Below are 17073 nucleotides of genomic sequence, written 5' to 3'. Positions count from 1 at the left end.
AAACAAAAGACCTTACAAGCATTGGTTTAACAGTGTTTGTAGGGTCTTATTTTTATGTATTGGGCTTATTTTGGGCTTATGGAATTTAACAGGTCAGATACTTCATCATCAGCACCTTCCCATAGATGACTATAAGTATTGAGTGTCGTTTGAATATCTTTATGACCTAAACGCTTTTGAATTACTTTAGCTTGCACGCCTTCTTTGATTAGTAAACTAGCATGGCTGTGTCTTAAATCGTGTGTACGAATTTTTGGTAATCCAGTTTCTTTTGAAATAAGTTGCAATTGTCTAGTTATTGATGATTTGTTGATGTTAGTAAATAAGCGGTTATTTGGATTGTAATCATAGATCATATCGGTGTATCCATCCAGCAATTCCAAAACATGTGTAGGTACACTGATTGTCCTAATGGATGATTTAGTCTTAGGTGTGGATATGATGTCTTTACCGCTTAGTTTTGTATAGGACTTAGTAATACTCAATTTACCATTACCAAAATCATTACCGGTCAGTGCTAATAATTCGCCCAATCTTATACCAGTGTAGAATAGGATGTTGAATACTAATTTATAAGTTTGAACATCTACTCGCTGAAAACGACTACCGTCCCATGTATCATAAAATGCCGTTGCTTGGTTGAATTGTTCAAGCGTCCAATGCTGCTTTTCATCAGCGTGTTTCTGACCAATAGACCCAGTTACATGTAGTGGATTATATGGTAGTTTGTAGAATTTCACAGCATGATTAATAATAGCTGATAATTCATTATTAATTCGCTTCAAATAGGTTTGAGAGTATGGATTACCAGATTTATTGGTTAGTGATTGCATTTCGTTTTGCCACTTCCTAATGACACGTTCATCAATTTGATTAATAGACAATTCTCCCAAATAAGGTAAAATTTTTTGTTCTACTATTTGCTGTTTGATTGCCCAAGTGGTTTCTTTAATCTCAAATTCTTTATCATCTTGGTAATTATCCCAAAGCAATTTAAGTGACATGTTAGCAGAACCTTGTAATCGAGCTAAAAAATCATCTTCAAACTCTTTGGCATGTTTTTTCTTATCAAAACCACGTTTCTTTTTCTGTTTTGTCACACCTTGGAAGTCGGTGTAATAGAATCGTGCCATCCATTTTCCAGTGTTCTTATCTTTATACGCTGGCATATTATCACTCCTACATTTATGTTAAAATGAAGGTACATCTTAATTGATGAACCATTCATCTAGTCCTTACCCTGAACCGTCCAAAGTTTAATAGGGTAGGGACTTTTTTTTGTTATTTCTCGATATACGTTACAAAAATTTTGGGACCGCCAGTCTGCTCATCTTTGCCATCGTAAGTACCGTAAACAGTTACAATATCACCGTTTGAAAACTCAGTGTCACTAGTGTTGAAACCTTCCACATAATATAATCCGTAACCATCATCTGATTCAGTGGTTAAATTAAAACTAGGCATAATACTGTCATCATTTAACAAGCCAACTTCTCCAGTTGCTTTGACTTTGGAACCAACTTCATACTCTCCAGCGTTTGCTGTTACATAATCAATCTCAATTGCTTTGTCTTTCAATTGCTGATTCAATTCGTCCTGACTTGGATCATCACTACTAGATTCAACCGCTGAAGTAGACTCAACAACTGGGCCATCAAATTCAGCAGGACCAGTGATAGAACCTAGAATGAACAGAAAAACTATTACAACAATTGGCGCAGCGATAATACCGATTAACCATTTTTGCCACGTAGGGCGCTGCTTTTTAGGTTCGTGTTTAAATTCGTATTGTTTTCTAGGCATGTGAGCGTCCTTTCTTAGAATGGTGGAAATGTGACTGAAGCAGAAATATTAGAGTCCCAAGGGTAAGCAGCGACATTATTTTTCTGTTCGTCATCCCAGTTTCGCAATGTGTTATTAAAACCAAAACTGGTGTCACCACCGCATTGTGGGCAGAATCTTGCGTCGCCGGATGAGTCTATATATCCGCAACCTTCTGCAACATGGAAATATATTTCGTGTGATGTCATACCTTCAGGAACTTCACCTATACACTTGTTTCTCAAATATGTACTACATACTTGACAATACTCTTGGTTTTCTGCAATGTTTTCGTTATCACAGTGAGGGCAACGAACAGCGTAACCATTAGTTGTTACATTTATTTTTGAATAATTCATAGTATTTAATCTATCCTCTCTTCTAATATGATAATTTTCACGCGTATTTTTGTCTAACTGTCCAGAGCCGCATATCTGACAAAAATTGTGATTAGTATCAACCAGATTTTGACAAATGTCACATGAAAACATTTGAGTATCCATGTATATGAATCGTTGAAAGTTCACATTCATATCGTGATGAACCCTAGCTATATTAGTAGTGTCTCGCCTTCTAATCAATTCATTTACTAGATTTTTTCCAAAAGACAGTGATGTGTTGAATATTTCAGCGATTTCCTTAGGGCTAATTTTATGCCAAGCTTCAACATAATCATCTACAAGCGGTATAGGTGCGAGTAGTCTTTTAGCGAAATAATTTGCTTCTTTTTCTAAAACATCATACTCTTCTTCAGTGAGATCACTTCTTGATAAAACCAGTTTATCGGTCTCTTCAAAATGACCTAGCTTATAATGACCAATTTCGTGAGCTAGAGTAAACCTCATTCTGCCTTCTGATTCAATTGTATCGTTATAAGCAATCTTTACTTTCCCAGTTTTGCTCATCATAATTACACCGTCGGGCGAACCATATAAATCACAAACCTCTTTTACATTAAGGCCGGTTTTCTCAGATAACTCTGTGTAAGTTAATAATTTTAATCCAACAACGTCTGTAACCATTTCTTTCATTGAAATAGGTAATTCTTTAATATTAGATTCATAAATTAAATCATATGCTCCCTGCTGTGCAAAAGCATAATCAGGTTTACTCTTCAATTAACAGCCTCCTAATCATCAAACATAGCATCGATCAATAACTTTAATTTCTCTTGGTCTTTCTCTGACAAGTTTCTTGCTTTTCTTTGAATAGCAAGAACTGTTGGAGTATCCTCAACGGTTTCTTTTCCTAAAAGCTCATCCACTGAAACATTGAAATAATTAGCTACTTTTAGAAGTGGTTCTGTATTTGGCATGTAGGTGTTCCACTTGGAAATGGAGCCGTTTGATAATTCTAACTTACGTTCCAATTCAGCAATGGAAACATTCCTTTCTTTGGCTAATATTTTAATCCTGTCATATATTTTCATAATACCTCCGAATTTATTCTGTATTTATAGTTGAAATAGAATATGTTCTGTGATATTATGTATTTGTACCTGAGAAGTACACAAATACAAACGGTTAAATTCGCTTTGGTAGAGCGATAAAACCGTTACTCCTCCGGATTCCTGTATGAATTCGGTGGGGTTCTTTATCACACTTATATAATAGAATATATTCTGTTATATGTCAACGATAAGCTGTTTTATTCTGAGAAAGGATGGTGAGAAAGTGGGATTATACGACACTATTAAAGAAATAGCTGAAGAGAAAGGTGTTAGCGTTTATCGAATTGAAAAAGACCTTGAATTATCAAATGGTCAAATTTCCAAGTGGAACAAGGTGACTCCTTATTCGATAACGTTATACAGGGTCGCTCAATATCTGGGAGTTTCAATAGAAGATATTCTGGAAGAAGGTGATACAAATGGAAATGCCTGAATTCTACAACGTTAAGGACATCATGAAAATATTTGAATGTAGTCAAGCACATGCTTATAAGATTATCAAATCGCTGAATGATGAATTAGCAGCAAAAGGCAAAATCACAATACGTGGAAAAGTAAATAAGAAGTATCTACATGAAAGGATATAAATTATGACAATCGACAAGTTAACAACATGGTCCGCAATTAGTCTGGGACTTGGGTTCTTCTTCCACGCTTTTAACATCAACATCATTATCGCTGCCATTTTATCAGTGATTGGTTTTGCAGGTGTTCTTAGTATGTTCGTGTGGGTGATAAGAGATGCTGGTCTTGATATAGACGAGTTAGAAGAAGAATTGGAGGAATGGGAATAAATGGTAGATAAGATTTTATCAAAAGCGGAAATGCTAGCAAAACGTGTTTTAGCAAAAGACAAGCGGGCAGTACGAGTACACAATAAGTTGATTAAATCTCGCAATAAAGAATTTGGATATGATGACGAGTTAACAGAGGTTAAACCACTACCGCAGATGTTAAAGGTTTCTGATGATAAGCAGTGGGTATACACGAATAGTCACATTTTGTTAGCTGTAAAAGATGTTGAAATGCAAACTGGTTTGTTTCCAGTAAAAGATGAATTCACAGTACCGGATGATTTTGAATATCCAAATGTTGACCGTTTAATACAAATTCAAAGAGAGGTTATCCATCCATCATGTGTTCGAATGGTGGTTAATCCAAAAGAATTACGTGAGATTGTTTATCCATTATATAAACAGTCAGATGACAATGCTGCAAAGGTATGGATCTCGCAAACAGATATTAAAGTCGAAACAACTGATAAAGCTGCACTAGCTAAGAATGACATCATCTCAGGAACCTTGAAATGCGAAACACAAGCTAGTGGAAATGTAGCGGTCGGAGTGGATATTGAGTATCTATATTTCATGTTGGACTTTTTCAAAAATATTGGCGAACAAGAAATTACAGTTTATTCATCTAGCTTATTCAGCCCATGGGTAGTTGAAGCTGGTAGAGCATTCTTCATGATGGCACCACGACGGACTGCTAGATAGGTTGGGATTGAAAGGGGTGATTAAATTGAAAGTTTGTACAAAAAAAAAACACTGATTTCCCGGCTAAAGTAAATCAGTGAAGTAAATCTATCTACCCAAATTATAACACACGAGGTGGATTGAATGAACTATGAAATTATCGCAAGTGGGTCTAAAGGAAACGCTGTAATGATTAATGATGTTTTGATGGATATTGGCATACCGTTCAGCACGTTAAAACCGTACTTGTACAGAATTAAGTACATTATCATCACACATATTCACACTGACCACTTGAGAATGGCGACCTACAAGCAAATTAAGAAACTATTTCCACATATTAAATTTATTGGCAACTGGCAAGTAGCTCAAACTGTTCAGATTGATTATGTCGCAAATGCTGGGTATCAAGTTATCACTGGCGACTATGTATTTAACCCATTTGAGTTAGTACACGACGTGGTCTGTTACGGATACTGGTGGCAGTCAAATGATGGAAATATCATCTACGCCACTGATACTAACAATATGGATAACGCACCGGATGACGTCCCATTTGATTATATCTTCTTAGAGTCTAACCACTCTGAAAGCAAGATTAAACAAGCTAAAGCGACTAGGGGATATGATCCAAAACTTTCAGCATTAAGACATCTGTCTACATTTAAAAGTAAGGAATTCTACTACACACATAGACGAAATTCAGCGTCTGAGTGGATAGAGCTGCATAAATCAGAACGGTTCTATTGATAGCTATAAGAAAGGGGTAATCATGAATACATTTGAAATTCAATTACAGGATATTGAAGTAAAACAAGGGGAAGTTAAATTTCCCAAGTATGCGGAGACACTACAAAGTGCTCAAAAGTTAAATGAAGCATTGTCTACCGTAGAAGTCACTGAAGAAACTATCAAAACCAATAAGAAGTTGGTTGCTGAAGTCCGTAAGGAAGCTGACAAGTTAGAAGATGTTCGCAAGAAAGTGAAAGCTGAAATCAACCAACCTTACGTGAAATTTGAAAAGCTAGTTAAGGAAATCGTCACAACTGTCAAACAAGGTGAAGATTTAATTCGTCAGCAAGTACGTGATTTTGAAGAGAAAGAACGTCAAGCGAAATATGATGAATTAATGAAAATCATTCAATTGCGACTAAATCACTACACATTAATTCAACAAGCGAATATTGATATCGACTTGATTCTAGAGCCTAAACTGCTAAACAAATCAGTCAGCATAAATAAAGCTGAAGAACAGATTGTAAGCAAGCTAGAAAACATTGATAAGTCAATTCGCACATTACAGACAATGGATCATGCTGATGAGTTGGTTTATGAGTATTCAAGTAATTTAGATATGAACCAGGCAATTACCACTGTAAATAACCGACACAAAGCTTTGGAACAGATGGAAACAAAGAAACCAGTGCAAACTACCGCTAACACTGAGACTTACACAATCACAGTATTTAGCAGCGGAGATTATATCAAACTTACACAATTTATGAATGAAAACAACATTACGTACAAATAAGAAAGAGGTATATAAATTATGGCATTACAAGAATTAGCAAAAGACTTAGAGCTAGTAGCAGTGGAGTATGACCAAGGTGGACAAAAAGCGGTATTAACTTTCCTAGACGCTGACCAAGGTTTCATCCGAGATGTGAATTTTAATAAACAATCATATGACAATGATGCAAGTAAATTTGTTGATGATCCAGAGAAAGCTGAAAAGGTTGAGAAATGGTGTCAGGATTACTTTGAGTTAACATTTGACAAATTATCTGAAGCCATAGGTCAAAAGAAAGATATCTATGTTTATGACGGATTTAACAGCTTGTTTGAAGTAGCGCAAGTGGATAAATTCCCGAAGGAATGGGTTGGTCAAATTTTCACTACCACGGTAGACAGCGTGGAGGATACTGGTCAGCGTATCTCAATTAAATACACGATTGAGGATAAGTTGTTAGAAACTAAGCTGCAATATAGTGATTATGTTGAATCGTTGAAGCAATGGTTCGTTAACCCACAAAAGAAAGAAAAACAATTCGCTAAATTCGAAGAACGTTACGGTATTCCATTTGAAGAGAAAGACAAGTTGGTTGGTAAAGATGTCATGGTTGAAGTGAAATTAGCATTCAAGAAATACCCGTACGGCGAAATCAAGAAACCTAACTGGAAATAGGAGAATAATTAATGATTAATGTATCTGAGATTTTAAAAGACGATAACTTACTATTTTACGATATTGAGTCATTCAAAGAAGATGCGTTGGTCGTGTTCAAAGATATTCAGAACAAAGTAGTTGGTATCTTCCATAACGATTTTGAAGGTATGTATGAGGTCATCCAGGGTAAAACCCTGGTTGGCTTCAACAACTATTTTTATGATGATCCAATGCTTGAAAAAATGTTAGCCTGCTGGACACCTCAGCAACTAAAGGAACAGAATGACCGTTTAATTAGTGGACAAAAAGTGAAGATTTACCGCTTAGGAAACGAAATAACCACACTAGACTGCTTTCAACAAGCTGACGTGAGTATGCCCTCACTGAAGAAGATTGAGGCCAACATGGGCGCTAATATCTACGAATCTCTGATTGATTTTAACATTGATAGAAAACTAACTGAAGAAGAGTTAGAAGAAACGATTCAATACTGTTCATATGATGTTCAAATGACGATTGAAATCTTTAAGAAACGACTGAAAGACTACTTCGAACCAAAGTTAAACATTATAGCTATGTTAGACGAGAGTATTCAGAGACGTGCTATCAGATGGAATACAACTACTATTTCAGCAAACCTTGTGACCAATGGGAAACCATTACAACAATGGTCTGATGTGAGATTGGGTGAATATGACGAAACTGGCGAGTATGACATGTTTGAGTTAGTACCAGGACCAGTTAAAGCATTTTGGAAAGAGAACGCTACTAAAGACAAAGGTAAATATGTTCATGAAGAATTTGGTTGCAAGATTGAGTTTGGTTTTGGTGGGTTACATGGTGTGCCAATTCGAAATAAAGTGAGATATAAAAATGTGAAGATGTTGGACGTTGCGTCACTTTATCCGAACATAATCAACAAATTAGATGTTTTAGGTGGGCGCACACAATTCTACAAGGAGAACTTGGTAGATAAGCGGTTAGCTATTAAACACACTGACAAAACACTTTCAGCAGCGTTGAAATTGGTTATCAACTCTATATATGGGTTACTGCGTAGTGATTACTCACTGCTCAAAAACAAGATGGGCGCTATCTCAGTGTGTATCTACGGTCAAATCATCCTGTACGACTTATGTAAACGACTAGCACCAACGTGCGAAATTGTAAATATCAATACGGATGGTGTTGGGTTCGTTACAGATTCCGATGACTACATCAAAGTATGGGAAGAATGGCAGGATGATTATGGGTTTGTCTTAGAACTTGATGAATTTGAAACGTTTATCCAAAAGGATGTAAACAACTATATCGCAGTTGAACCTTCGGGCGGTATTAAAGCTAAGGGTGGAGAAGTTGGTAGATATGGGTATGAAAATGTGTTCAGAAACAATTCTAATCGTATCGTAGACATTGCTATAGGTGAATACCTATTACATGACCAAGAACCATTAGACACTATTTTAGAGCGTTTAAATGAGCCTAAATTATTCCAGCAAGTACTGCAAGCTGGCGGTACTTATAAAGGTACCTTTGATGAACATGGTAAACAGTATCAAAAGGTGAACAGAGTGTTTCCGGTCAAACGTGGTGGCGTGAAGTTATATAAAAGACGTCAAGATGACGGAATGGTGATGTTCCCAGACGCGCCAGAGCAAATGCTGGTGTGGAACTATGAAGTAGATGACTTAGAAGATTTTAAGAACAAGATTGATATTAATTACTATTACACATTGATTAACAAAAAGTTGGAGCGGTGGAAGGTGTTATAACGGAAACTATCTAAACTTGCCACAAAAGCAGAAAGGAGGGGTTTGAAGCATGTTTATTAAATATAATCCAGGTCAAAAACATGCACCAAAAAATGCTGAAGTTTCTGAGTCATTAGATGTGTTTGATGATGCAGGGTACGTATTAGAAGATAATGACTTGATCATTGATATTGATGATATGCCTAAAGAAACAATTGAAGCGATTATCAGAGTATTTAACATTCAAACCCACACAGTATGGACTACCAGGGGTGCTCATTTTTATTTCAAAAAACCTGAAGGGTTCAGGGGAGCAAAAGGAATGGTACCACTAGGTGTTGAAGTTGAGTATAAACATAAGACGAATACCAAAAGCATTACAGTGAAGTTAAACGGAGAAACAAGACAAGTCGATAACCCAAACATCCGTGAAGAACTACCAGTGATATTTCAAAAAGGTAAATACCAAGAACTGTTCGGACTTTCTGAAGGCGACGGGCGGAATCAGAAACTGTTCACTCACAGAAAACAGATAAACAACCTACCTGATTGGCAAAATATAGTTAACTTCATCAATGATTATATATTTGCTGAACCTTTACCAGAAAAGGAATTAAAAGACATCTCAAGAGATATGGAAGTCATTGCTACTAAAGACGGTGAAAGCCTAATAGCAGACGTTATCATGCGTGAGAAACGTGTTGTTAAGTACAGTGGGGCTTTATACTACTTTGACGGTGAAGAGTACACAGCGGACAGAGAGCTGCTTTATAGAATGGTGTATAGATACTGCGAAGGTCAGAAAACAAGGTATGTGGAAGAAGTCATCTCTCAGATGGAGAAACGTTCTAAGCTGATTGACCCTGAACAAGAGTTTGACATTAAACTCAAAAATGGACTGTTAAAAGATGGGTCTTTTTACGAGATTGATTACACCGACTTCACACCTTATTCAATTCCAATTGAGTATGATCCAGACACTGAGCCAGTTGAAGATGTGGATAACTATATTAATCAATTAACTAATAATGACGAAGCCTATCGAGCATTATTAATGGAAATTCTAGGTCATACATTAATTACCAATAAAGAATTCAAACGGATACTAGCTAAATTCTTTATTTTCATTGGTGACGGTGGGAACGGTAAGGGAACTTTATTAACAATCATTCAGAGTATTTTAAACCATAAGAACTGCTCAACATTGTCTATCAAGAATATGCAAGATGAGCGGTACATGATTTCACTGAAAGGTAAGTTAGCTAACCTTGGTGATGATATTCAAGATGAGCCTATCAATAACGAACAGATGAAAATGCTAAAGAATATCTCAACATCAGACCGTATTGAAATGCGGAAACTATATGAGTCGGCACAATCAGTGAGTTTGAGTACTACGTTAATATTCACTTCAAACCATATTCTAAAGTCTTTTGAAAAGGGAACATCTTATAAACGTCGGGTAATGTGGCTACCAATGTACACCAAACCTAAGACAAAAGACCCTAAATTCATCACTAACTTAACTAGACCTGAAGCACTTAAATATTGGTTGAAATTAATCATAGAAGGGTACTTTAGACTTTATCAAAATAGCAGCTTTACTAATTCAGATATCGTGAATGACTTCAACACTAATTATCACGAAGAGAATAACACCGCTCTAGGTTACGTCGAAGAGTTAAGCGAAGATGAAATCATTGGTAAGAGAAACCCAGAAATTTACGAACCATATGAAACATGGTGCGAAGAAAATGGTATTACTGCTCAATCTGTAAAACAATTCAAATCCACGGTAGAAGAAGTTTTTGATTTACAACTTAAGCCTAGAAAGATAAATGGTAAAACGCAGCGAGTTTATGGTAAGAGAGATTAATCACAGGTTACAACTTTGGGTTACGTATAAAAAAAGTCGAAAACCCTTGTGAGAGTAGTGAGTTACAGGTTACACAAAAAATCTCGCAAAAGTTTTTTAAATCGTATTTTAAATTCTATTTTCTAGGAAATTAAATTTAATACCGGGTACTTTTATTAATATTATATGTAACCTTGTAACCTTTAAGAATAAAAGGTTTACCTTTTATTGTAATAGCAACGTTTCTGAGGGGTAAAAGTGGGTTACAAAAAAGTTACAAATTGGCAAAAAGTTACACGAAAATATGTAACCAAGATTAATTTTACTATTAATCACTAAATGCTCTGCAGGAGAAAGGAAAGAACTATGACCGAATACATAGCCTACCAAGGCGAACAACCACTCGGTATCGGAACACTTGACGAACTATCACAGAAAGTCGGTATATCAGCAAGGATACTGAAGAAACGATCATATCCTTCAATACAGAAAGTGATGGCGGAAGATAGTATTAAAGTTTACAAGATTGAAGATGATGAAATAGATGTGGAAACAACAGTGTAGATATTGAAAAGGGGAATTATTCATGGATAAGCAAGCAAATTTCAAAGCAATCACAACTGAAATGTCTGAACTATATTCAAAGAAAAACCACGACTACGGTGACGCATTCGGTCAAACATTTGCTGAACTAGGTATTATCTCAGCAATTACACGTATCTCTGACAAAACCAATCGTTTGAAATCACTAGCTACTAAAGACCAACGTGTTGATGACGAACGTATTGAAGATACACTAATAGACTTAGCCAACTATGCGGTCATGACATTGATTGAGTTGCGAGATAATGATAAGCAATCAATTGAAACTGTAATAGCGTATGCAGACGGTGGACCGGTGTTTAGTACCGAACTACTTACGAAGCCAATTGCTGGTGTATATAAATGTAAAGTGTACAGAGGTCGGTTGAACTTGCTGAAAGACTTGAAACATGATGGGTTCGAGTGGTTAGCAAGAGATTATGACGGTGATTTGTGCGCGTATGGGAATAAACCTGAAAAATATGAATTGTACTGGCTTAATGATGAAGGATCCGTAGTTATCAAAAAAGACAACTTCCCACAAATTAAATGGTTAGATTCACAACCCACAAGTATCGAATCTGCTATTGAAAGATTGCGTAAGGACGGTGACCTATCATGACCTACACAATATCTGAAATGTTAGACCTAGTCCTATTCAACACGGGTTTATCTGGCACCCAGCTAGCAAAACAAACAGGACTTGGCGCTTACTCATTGAACCTAGCTAAGAGAGACAATTTCCTAACCAAGCAAAACGCTAAAAAGCTATCTGACTTCCTTGGTAAAGACTGGAATAGCCCTAAAAACCTACGTCTATATCAAAAACGTAAAAACTTTGTAGAAAGTATCCCTGGTTTACGTATCGCTCAAACTCGAACACTCAAAGAAGTCCCTGCAGTACAAGTGTCAAAACATTTAAACATAGGTCATCTGAGACTGACTAGAATTGAGGCAGGGGATAGTAAATTAGAAAGTTGGGTTGAATACCTAAAGCTTGCTGAAATATTAGGAAACGATTTAACCACAGACATTTTAATTCCAGTTAAGAAACCGAAACCACAATCTAAACGTAAAAAGAAATATAAAACAGTACGACGTTCATTCATGACATTCCAAAACGTGGGTGGTTCATGGGCGACTGGTGAGCGGATTAAGTTTGAGAGCGTGAGAATATGGGATTAGTTTTGATAGTAGTAATCACAGCGCCAGTCCTCATATCAGCGGTATTTCTGTTCTTACACTTTGGACTGGAACACTTATATGAACAGCAACAAGAAAGGGAGCGTGAAAGGGAATGTTTGAAGAATACAAAATAGGTGAAAATTTACAAATCTTTATAGATGAAGGTTGTCAAATTAAAGTGAATACAGAGCACGTATTTGGTAAAGATTATGAATGTGTCAAAGAGAGTAACACGCTATTACTTATCAATAATGCTGGAAAAACCCTGCTAACCACCACTGCAAATAACCTGCAAAAGGGACTTGACCAATTAGATAAGAAATTAATTGAAAAAGCCACTGAAAAACAACGGGAAAAGAAACCTCTAGAAAAGTTGAAATTCGAAGTTGATCAATTAAGAGAGTTAAATTTTAACAATAGCGACGCACACCGTTTAAGTAGGTCAGCAACTTACCGTGGTTGGGATTTGAGAGAACGAGGTAACGGGAATATCGAGATAGCCATACATAACGCTGCTAACTCTGTCTTGTGGTTTGATCCACTGCAAGAAAGTCGTGTGATTAATTTGAATCTGATAAATCTTCAAACGACTGTGTTAACAAACGAAAACAAAAACTTTATTAAGTTACTAGATTTGATTTCAGACTACTTAAGAGCACCATTAGAGGTTCGTAAACAGGAGCGTGAGAGGGAATGTGCGATATTAAATTTAGAGCGTGGGAGAAAAATTTAAAAGAGATGATATCAGTTGATAGCATAAATTTTGAAGCAGGATTAATAAATATGGAATTGGCTTGGAGAACGTTTGAAGAGATTGAACTCATGCAATACACAGGACTAAAAGACAAGAAGGACGTTGAGATTTATGAAGGTGATGTAGTGAAGTTTTATGCACGTTCTCATTATCATCCTGAAGTATATGCATGGGAATACGAAACTAAAGGCGTTGGAATTATCAGATATGAAATGGGTAGTTATGTATTAGGGGGCAGAGAAGAAACATACATATTAGAATCTCTGTTCGGTGTACTAATGAACTATGAGGACGTTAAAATGGAAGTCATTGGAAACATTTACGAAAACCCAGAGCTAGTGGAGGACTAACAATGAACATCCAAGAAAGAATTGAAGCTTTAGAAACAGAATTTGCCGAAAAGATTAAAGCATTGAAAGCAGAAGTGCAGCAGGTAGATGAGTTTCCGCAATACAAGGATACTTATTACTATATTCAATCTAGCGGTCGTGTCGATTGGCTTCCGTGGGTTGACGATGATATTGGTTTACGACAACAAGGGTTGGGCAACGTTTTCCGTACCATAGAACAAGCAGAGTTCGCTGTTGAAAAATTAAAAGTTGAAACAGAGTTGCGGAAGTTTAGTAGACCTGTTTTTAAAGAAGATGAAGACAATTATTTCATTCAGATCAATGCATCTTATCACAACCTCGTTGTAGACACTGATGAAGGTTATCAAACACAAGGCGCTATTTACTTTGAAAGTAGAGCTATCACTCTACAAGCTATTGAAACAGTCGGGGAAGAACGTATCAAGAAATACATTTTCGGAGTGGAGGAACTAAATGGCAACTAAAGAATTTACACAAATTGAGAACATTCTATACGATTACCCAGACCTAGAGTCTGAAATCAAACGACGTAAGACTGCTTTAGCTTTTCCTGTACGAGAGCTTGACGAGAATATTGGCGGTAGTCACGCATCCGGTGGACCTAGTGAAGCTGAAAGGTATGTGGTGACTCTAGACCAAGACAAGCGATTAAGACTGTTAGAAGACCAGCTATTGCAAATTAAACGCTGCCTAATTCGTATTAGCCCTGAAGAACGTAAGGTAATTGAAGTGAGATACTTTAATCCAGAAACACGTAAAGCAAGTTGGGAAAGAGTATCAGAAGAAGTACAGTATTATTCAAAGACTCAATGCTTACGTATTCGTAATAAGTTTGTGTTGGACTTAGGGAAAGCATTAGGGTTGATTGACTGACGTATTTACCGATTAGAAAAGATGGTCCAAAAGCGGTCCATTTTACCTCTGTCAACATGTTATATTAGTAGTGTGGTAAGTAGGACATAAGAGTACGCGACCAACTCGTTAACTTATCCATAAGACTAATTACTCCTTTCTAGACATCAGGCTGAGTGCTTGGTGTCTTTTATTATGTCGTGAGGTGATTAATATGTGTAGTGATATGCAGATGAATAAGGAGAGTGATCCAGTATCTTGGATTGACTGACATGCAGTCAAGCTTAGCTAACTGACAAGGGAGTGATGCGCGATAGCTAAAGACTTTGCTAAACCTTTCTATGCGTCTAAAGCCTGGAAGAATACTAGGCGTGCATACATCAATAGCGTTAACGGTTGGTGTGAAAGGTGTTTGAAGAAGAAGATATACAGGAAAGGTTACATCGTTCATCATAGAATTTATCTGAATGAAGATAATATTAATGACCCTGAGATTACTTTGGGCTGGAATAACTTGGAGTATGTATGTTTAGACTGCCACAACGCTGAACACTTTGGTAAGTATAGTCCAGTGAGAGATGATGTAATGTTTGATGAGTTTGGGGATTTGATACTTAAATAATAATTTGTATAGGTCCCCCTTAAAATATATTTAAATTAACTGAAATGGGGACCGAGTGGGGACCTCCATTTAACGCGCAAGAGATTTTATAGGACCCCCTCCCCAAAAATAACTACGAAAGTGAGGTGTATTTATGACGACTAAGAAGAAGTTGACCAAAGATGAGCGAATTCAACAAGAATTTGAACGACTTAAAGCATTTTATAAGTCTTTAGTCAGTAATGAAAAATTAAAATCTATTGACGGTTTAATGCAACGTGCAGCTTATCAGCGTGTGACCCTGGAAGACATGGAAGCGGACCTTGATGAGAATGGTTTTGTTGAACTTTTCAGTCAGTCTGAAAACCAGACACCTTACGAAAGGGAGCGTCCGACAGCTAGGTTGTTTAATACACTGACAAAGAATTATCAGTCAGCAATGACGCAATTGAATAAAGTGCTACCGGATGAAGCACCAAAAGATACTGATGATGGTTTCGATAGTTTCGTAAGCCGTCGTGACGATCTTGGCTAATCCAATTGTTGTCTATTTTGAGAAAATCGAATCCGGCGAAATTGTCACTTCTCAAAAGGTTTATAAGGTTTATAAGAATTTAATCGACACAGTAATCAATAACCCGAAATCAAGGTGGGAATACTCAGATGACAGAGCCTGGCATGCTATTGAGTTTATCGAAAGATATTGTAAACACTCAAAAGGTGCTGTGGCTGGTCAGCCATTTGTTTTGGAATTGTGGCAAAAAGCATTAATCGCTGCAATGTTTGGTATCGTCGATAAGATTGACGGTTTTAGAAAACATCAAGAGGTTGTACTAATTGTTGCTCGTAAGAATGGTAAATCTACTTTAGCGGCAGCAGTTGGTTTGTATTTAATGATTGCGGACGGTGAATTCGGTCCAGAAATATTTTCTGTGGCTACGAAAAAAGACCAGGCCAAAATCATCTGGCTTGAAGCTAAACGTATGGTACGTAAGTCTAAATCGTTAGTTAAACGAATCAAAACGCTAGTGGGTGAGATGAATTCAGATAAAAACGACTCAGTCTTTAAACCTTTGGGTCGTGATTCTGATACATTGGACGGTTTGAACGTTCATGGGGCTTTATTTGATGAAGTACATGCTTGGAAAGACCAAAACCTGTATGACGTAATTGTTGACGGTACTTCCGCTCGTGATCAACCTTTGATATTTACAACCACGACCGCTGGTACTGTTCGTGAGTCGGTGTTTGACCGATTATATGATGAAGCAGAAATGGTTGTTAATGGGTATGAAGATGAGGACGCTTATAAAAATGAGCGTATGTTACCAATCGTTTATGAATTAGACAGTCGTAAAGAGTGGACAGACCCTGAAGCATGGCAGAAAGCAAATCCAGGGTTGGGAACAATCAAGAAGACCGATAACCTCGCTTCAAAAGTAAACAAGGCTCAGTCAAATTCGTTACTGGTCAAGAACTTACTGACCAAAGACTTTAATATCCGCGAGACATCGAGTGAAGCATGGTTAACCTTTGAGGATGCAAACAATCAAGAAACCTTTGATATATCCGCATTGAAACCACGGTACGGTATTGGTGGTGTCGATTTATCAAGCACTACCGACTTGACTTGTGCGAGTGTGATTTTCAAAGTACCGGATGATGACCGAATTTACGTGAAGCAAATGTACTGGTTACCTGAAGATTTACTTGAGAAACGAATCGCCGAAGATAAGATTCCTTACGATAAATGGCAAGATGCTGGATTACTTCGAACCACACCAGGTAATAAGATTCATTACAAATTCGTGACTGAATGGTTCTTGGAAATTCAGAATGAGTATGACATTTATCTTTATAAAGTCGGGTATGACGCATGGTCAGCAACTTATTTCGTGGAAGAAATGAAAGACCAATTCGGTGAAGACGTGATGGAACCCGTTATTCAAGGTAAGAAAACATTGTCCGGTCCTATGAAGTCATTAGGTGTGGACCTATCTGCTAACAAGATTATCTATAATAACAACCCAATTCTAAAATGGAATTTAACAAACGTTGCTGTGGATGTTGATAAAAACGACAATATCCAACCAATAAAAACTAGTAATGCTAAAAAACGTATTGATGGTTTTGCAAGTTTACTGGACGCATATGTAGTCCTTGAAAATAACTTAGAAGCTTATCAAACGGTAATTTAAGGAGGTGAGTG

22 protein-coding genes are annotated in these 17073 nt (G+C 36.8%); 18 read left to right on the top strand and 4 right to left on the bottom strand.

Annotation, left to right across the window (positions count from 1 at the left end; genetic code table 11):
* Positions 1 to 65 precede the first annotated feature (65 nt).
* The 4 genes from ACRCJ0_RS01120 to ACRCJ0_RS01105 all read right to left on the bottom strand — a co-directional run bounded on the left by ACRCJ0_RS01120 (position 66) and on the right by ACRCJ0_RS01105 (position 3250).
* Positions 66 to 1169 carry a tyrosine-type recombinase/integrase gene (locus ACRCJ0_RS01120; protein ID WP_431389239.1) on the bottom strand — a complete coding sequence of 368 codons (1104 nt, stop codon included), beginning with the start codon at positions 1167 to 1169 and terminating at the stop codon, positions 66 to 68.
* A 112-nt stretch (positions 1170 to 1281) separates the two neighbouring features.
* Positions 1282 to 1803 (bottom strand): hypothetical protein, encoded by a 522-nt coding sequence (locus tag ACRCJ0_RS01115; protein ID WP_431389238.1) that lies wholly within the window; start codon positions 1801 to 1803, stop codon positions 1282 to 1284.
* A gap of 14 nt (positions 1804 to 1817) precedes the next feature.
* Positions 1818 to 2939, bottom strand: coding sequence for an ImmA/IrrE family metallo-endopeptidase (locus ACRCJ0_RS01110; RefSeq protein ID WP_431389237.1), 1122 nt, complete (start codon positions 2937 to 2939; stop codon positions 1818 to 1820).
* Between the two features lie 11 nt (positions 2940 to 2950).
* Positions 2951 to 3250 (bottom strand): helix-turn-helix domain-containing protein, encoded by a 300-nt coding sequence (locus tag ACRCJ0_RS01105; protein WP_431389236.1) that lies wholly within the window; start codon positions 3248 to 3250, stop codon positions 2951 to 2953.
* A gap of 244 nt (positions 3251 to 3494) precedes the next feature.
* Here ACRCJ0_RS01105 and ACRCJ0_RS01100 point away from each other — a divergent pair, with 244 nt between their 5' ends.
* The 18 genes from ACRCJ0_RS01100 to ACRCJ0_RS01015 all read left to right on the top strand — a co-directional run bounded on the left by ACRCJ0_RS01100 (position 3495) and on the right by ACRCJ0_RS01015 (position 17062).
* Complete coding sequence (locus ACRCJ0_RS01100) at positions 3495 to 3704, top strand: helix-turn-helix domain-containing protein (protein WP_431389235.1); 210 nt, start codon at positions 3495 to 3497, stop codon at positions 3702 to 3704.
* 157 nt (positions 3705 to 3861) lie between these two features.
* On the top strand, positions 3862 to 4065 hold the full coding sequence (locus tag ACRCJ0_RS01095; protein WP_431389234.1) for a hypothetical protein: 204 nt from the start codon (positions 3862 to 3864) through the stop codon (positions 4063 to 4065).
* Entirely contained in the window at positions 4066 to 4767 is a 702-nt protein-coding gene (locus ACRCJ0_RS01090; protein ID WP_431389233.1) for a hypothetical protein, read from the top strand. It begins immediately after the preceding gene.
* Between the two features lie 123 nt (positions 4768 to 4890).
* Entirely contained in the window at positions 4891 to 5496 is a 606-nt protein-coding gene (locus tag ACRCJ0_RS01085; protein WP_431389232.1) for a hypothetical protein, read from the top strand.
* Positions 5497 to 5518: 22 nt separating this feature from the next.
* Positions 5519 to 6277 (top strand): DUF1351 domain-containing protein, encoded by a 759-nt coding sequence (locus ACRCJ0_RS01080; RefSeq protein WP_431389231.1) that lies wholly within the window; start codon positions 5519 to 5521, stop codon positions 6275 to 6277.
* An 18-nt stretch (positions 6278 to 6295) separates the two neighbouring features.
* Positions 6296 to 6931 carry a hypothetical protein gene (locus ACRCJ0_RS01075; RefSeq protein WP_431389230.1) on the top strand — a complete coding sequence of 212 codons (636 nt, stop codon included), beginning with the start codon at positions 6296 to 6298 and terminating at the stop codon, positions 6929 to 6931.
* An 11-nt stretch (positions 6932 to 6942) separates the two neighbouring features.
* On the top strand, positions 6943 to 8685 hold the full coding sequence (locus ACRCJ0_RS01070) for a hypothetical protein (protein ID WP_431389229.1): 1743 nt from the start codon (positions 6943 to 6945) through the stop codon (positions 8683 to 8685).
* 49 nt (positions 8686 to 8734) lie between these two features.
* Positions 8735 to 10540, top strand: coding sequence for a DNA primase family protein (locus tag ACRCJ0_RS01065; protein ID WP_431389228.1), 1806 nt, complete (start codon positions 8735 to 8737; stop codon positions 10538 to 10540).
* Between the two features lie 345 nt (positions 10541 to 10885).
* A complete protein-coding gene (locus tag ACRCJ0_RS01060; RefSeq protein WP_431389227.1) occupies positions 10886 to 11083 on the top strand; it encodes a hypothetical protein in 198 nt (65 codons plus the stop codon).
* Between the two features lie 22 nt (positions 11084 to 11105).
* Positions 11106 to 11723: a DUF1599 domain-containing protein gene (locus tag ACRCJ0_RS01055; protein WP_431389226.1), complete on the top strand. Its 618-nt coding sequence runs from the start codon at positions 11106 to 11108 to the stop codon at positions 11721 to 11723.
* The gene (locus tag ACRCJ0_RS01050; RefSeq protein WP_431389225.1) at positions 11720 to 12286 is read left to right on the top strand and encodes a hypothetical protein; all 567 of its coding nucleotides are present in this window, start codon (positions 11720 to 11722) and stop codon (positions 12284 to 12286) included. The genes ACRCJ0_RS01055 and ACRCJ0_RS01050 overlap by 4 nt, the downstream gene beginning before the upstream one ends.
* Before the next feature lie 112 nt (positions 12287 to 12398).
* The gene (locus ACRCJ0_RS01045) at positions 12399 to 13019 is read left to right on the top strand and encodes a hypothetical protein (RefSeq protein WP_431389224.1); all 621 of its coding nucleotides are present in this window, start codon (positions 12399 to 12401) and stop codon (positions 13017 to 13019) included.
* Positions 12980 to 13390, top strand: a complete 411-nt coding sequence (locus tag ACRCJ0_RS01040) for a YopX family protein (RefSeq protein ID WP_431389223.1) — start codon at positions 12980 to 12982, stop codon at positions 13388 to 13390. The genes ACRCJ0_RS01045 and ACRCJ0_RS01040 overlap by 40 nt, the downstream gene beginning before the upstream one ends.
* A gap of 2 nt (positions 13391 to 13392) precedes the next feature.
* Positions 13393 to 13875 carry a hypothetical protein gene (locus ACRCJ0_RS01035; protein WP_431389222.1) on the top strand — a complete coding sequence of 161 codons (483 nt, stop codon included), beginning with the start codon at positions 13393 to 13395 and terminating at the stop codon, positions 13873 to 13875.
* Entirely contained in the window at positions 13865 to 14284 is a 420-nt protein-coding gene (locus ACRCJ0_RS01030; protein WP_431389221.1) for a hypothetical protein, read from the top strand. The genes ACRCJ0_RS01035 and ACRCJ0_RS01030 overlap by 11 nt, the downstream gene beginning before the upstream one ends.
* 391 nt (positions 14285 to 14675) lie before the next feature.
* A complete protein-coding gene (locus ACRCJ0_RS01025; protein WP_431389220.1) occupies positions 14676 to 14885 on the top strand; it encodes an HNH endonuclease in 210 nt (69 codons plus the stop codon).
* A gap of 133 nt (positions 14886 to 15018) precedes the next feature.
* On the top strand, positions 15019 to 15399 hold the full coding sequence (locus ACRCJ0_RS01020; RefSeq protein ID WP_431389219.1) for a hypothetical protein: 381 nt from the start codon (positions 15019 to 15021) through the stop codon (positions 15397 to 15399).
* Entirely contained in the window at positions 15392 to 17062 is a 1671-nt protein-coding gene (locus tag ACRCJ0_RS01015) for a terminase large subunit (RefSeq protein WP_431389218.1), read from the top strand. The genes ACRCJ0_RS01020 and ACRCJ0_RS01015 overlap by 8 nt, the downstream gene beginning before the upstream one ends.
* Positions 17063 to 17073: the final 11 nt, after the last annotated feature.

It is taken from the genome of Aerococcus sp. L_32 (assembly GCF_050689315.1).
Note: the sequence above shows the minus strand (reverse complement) of the source record. Positions and strands in the feature narration are given on the sequence as shown.

Coding starts and splice junctions, on each gene's coding strand:
- ACRCJ0_RS01120 (WP_431389239.1), bottom strand. CDS start 1,169: ATGCCAGCGTATAAAGATAAGAACACTGGAAAATGGATGGCACGATTC.
- ACRCJ0_RS01115 (WP_431389238.1), bottom strand. CDS start 1,803: ATGCCTAGAAAACAATACGAATTTAAACACGAACCTAAAAAGCAGCGC.
- ACRCJ0_RS01105 (WP_431389236.1), bottom strand. CDS start 3,250: ATGAAAATATATGACAGGATTAAAATATTAGCCAAAGAAAGGAATGTT.
- ACRCJ0_RS01095 (WP_431389234.1), top strand. CDS start 3,862: ATGACAATCGACAAGTTAACAACATGGTCCGCAATTAGTCTGGGACTT.
- ACRCJ0_RS01090 (WP_431389233.1), top strand. CDS start 4,066: ATGGTAGATAAGATTTTATCAAAAGCGGAAATGCTAGCAAAACGTGTT.
- ACRCJ0_RS01085 (WP_431389232.1), top strand. CDS start 4,891: ATGAACTATGAAATTATCGCAAGTGGGTCTAAAGGAAACGCTGTAATG.
- ACRCJ0_RS01080 (WP_431389231.1), top strand. CDS start 5,519: ATGAATACATTTGAAATTCAATTACAGGATATTGAAGTAAAACAAGGG.
- ACRCJ0_RS01075 (WP_431389230.1), top strand. CDS start 6,296: ATGGCATTACAAGAATTAGCAAAAGACTTAGAGCTAGTAGCAGTGGAG.
- ACRCJ0_RS01070 (WP_431389229.1), top strand. CDS start 6,943: ATGATTAATGTATCTGAGATTTTAAAAGACGATAACTTACTATTTTAC.
- ACRCJ0_RS01065 (WP_431389228.1), top strand. CDS start 8,735: ATGTTTATTAAATATAATCCAGGTCAAAAACATGCACCAAAAAATGCT.
- ACRCJ0_RS01060 (WP_431389227.1), top strand. CDS start 10,886: ATGACCGAATACATAGCCTACCAAGGCGAACAACCACTCGGTATCGGA.
- ACRCJ0_RS01055 (WP_431389226.1), top strand. CDS start 11,106: ATGGATAAGCAAGCAAATTTCAAAGCAATCACAACTGAAATGTCTGAA.
- ACRCJ0_RS01050 (WP_431389225.1), top strand. CDS start 11,720: ATGACCTACACAATATCTGAAATGTTAGACCTAGTCCTATTCAACACG.
- ACRCJ0_RS01045 (WP_431389224.1), top strand. CDS start 12,399: ATGTTTGAAGAATACAAAATAGGTGAAAATTTACAAATCTTTATAGAT.
- ACRCJ0_RS01040 (WP_431389223.1), top strand. CDS start 12,980: ATGTGCGATATTAAATTTAGAGCGTGGGAGAAAAATTTAAAAGAGATG.
- ACRCJ0_RS01035 (WP_431389222.1), top strand. CDS start 13,393: ATGAACATCCAAGAAAGAATTGAAGCTTTAGAAACAGAATTTGCCGAA.
- ACRCJ0_RS01030 (WP_431389221.1), top strand. CDS start 13,865: ATGGCAACTAAAGAATTTACACAAATTGAGAACATTCTATACGATTAC.
- ACRCJ0_RS01020 (WP_431389219.1), top strand. CDS start 15,019: ATGACGACTAAGAAGAAGTTGACCAAAGATGAGCGAATTCAACAAGAA.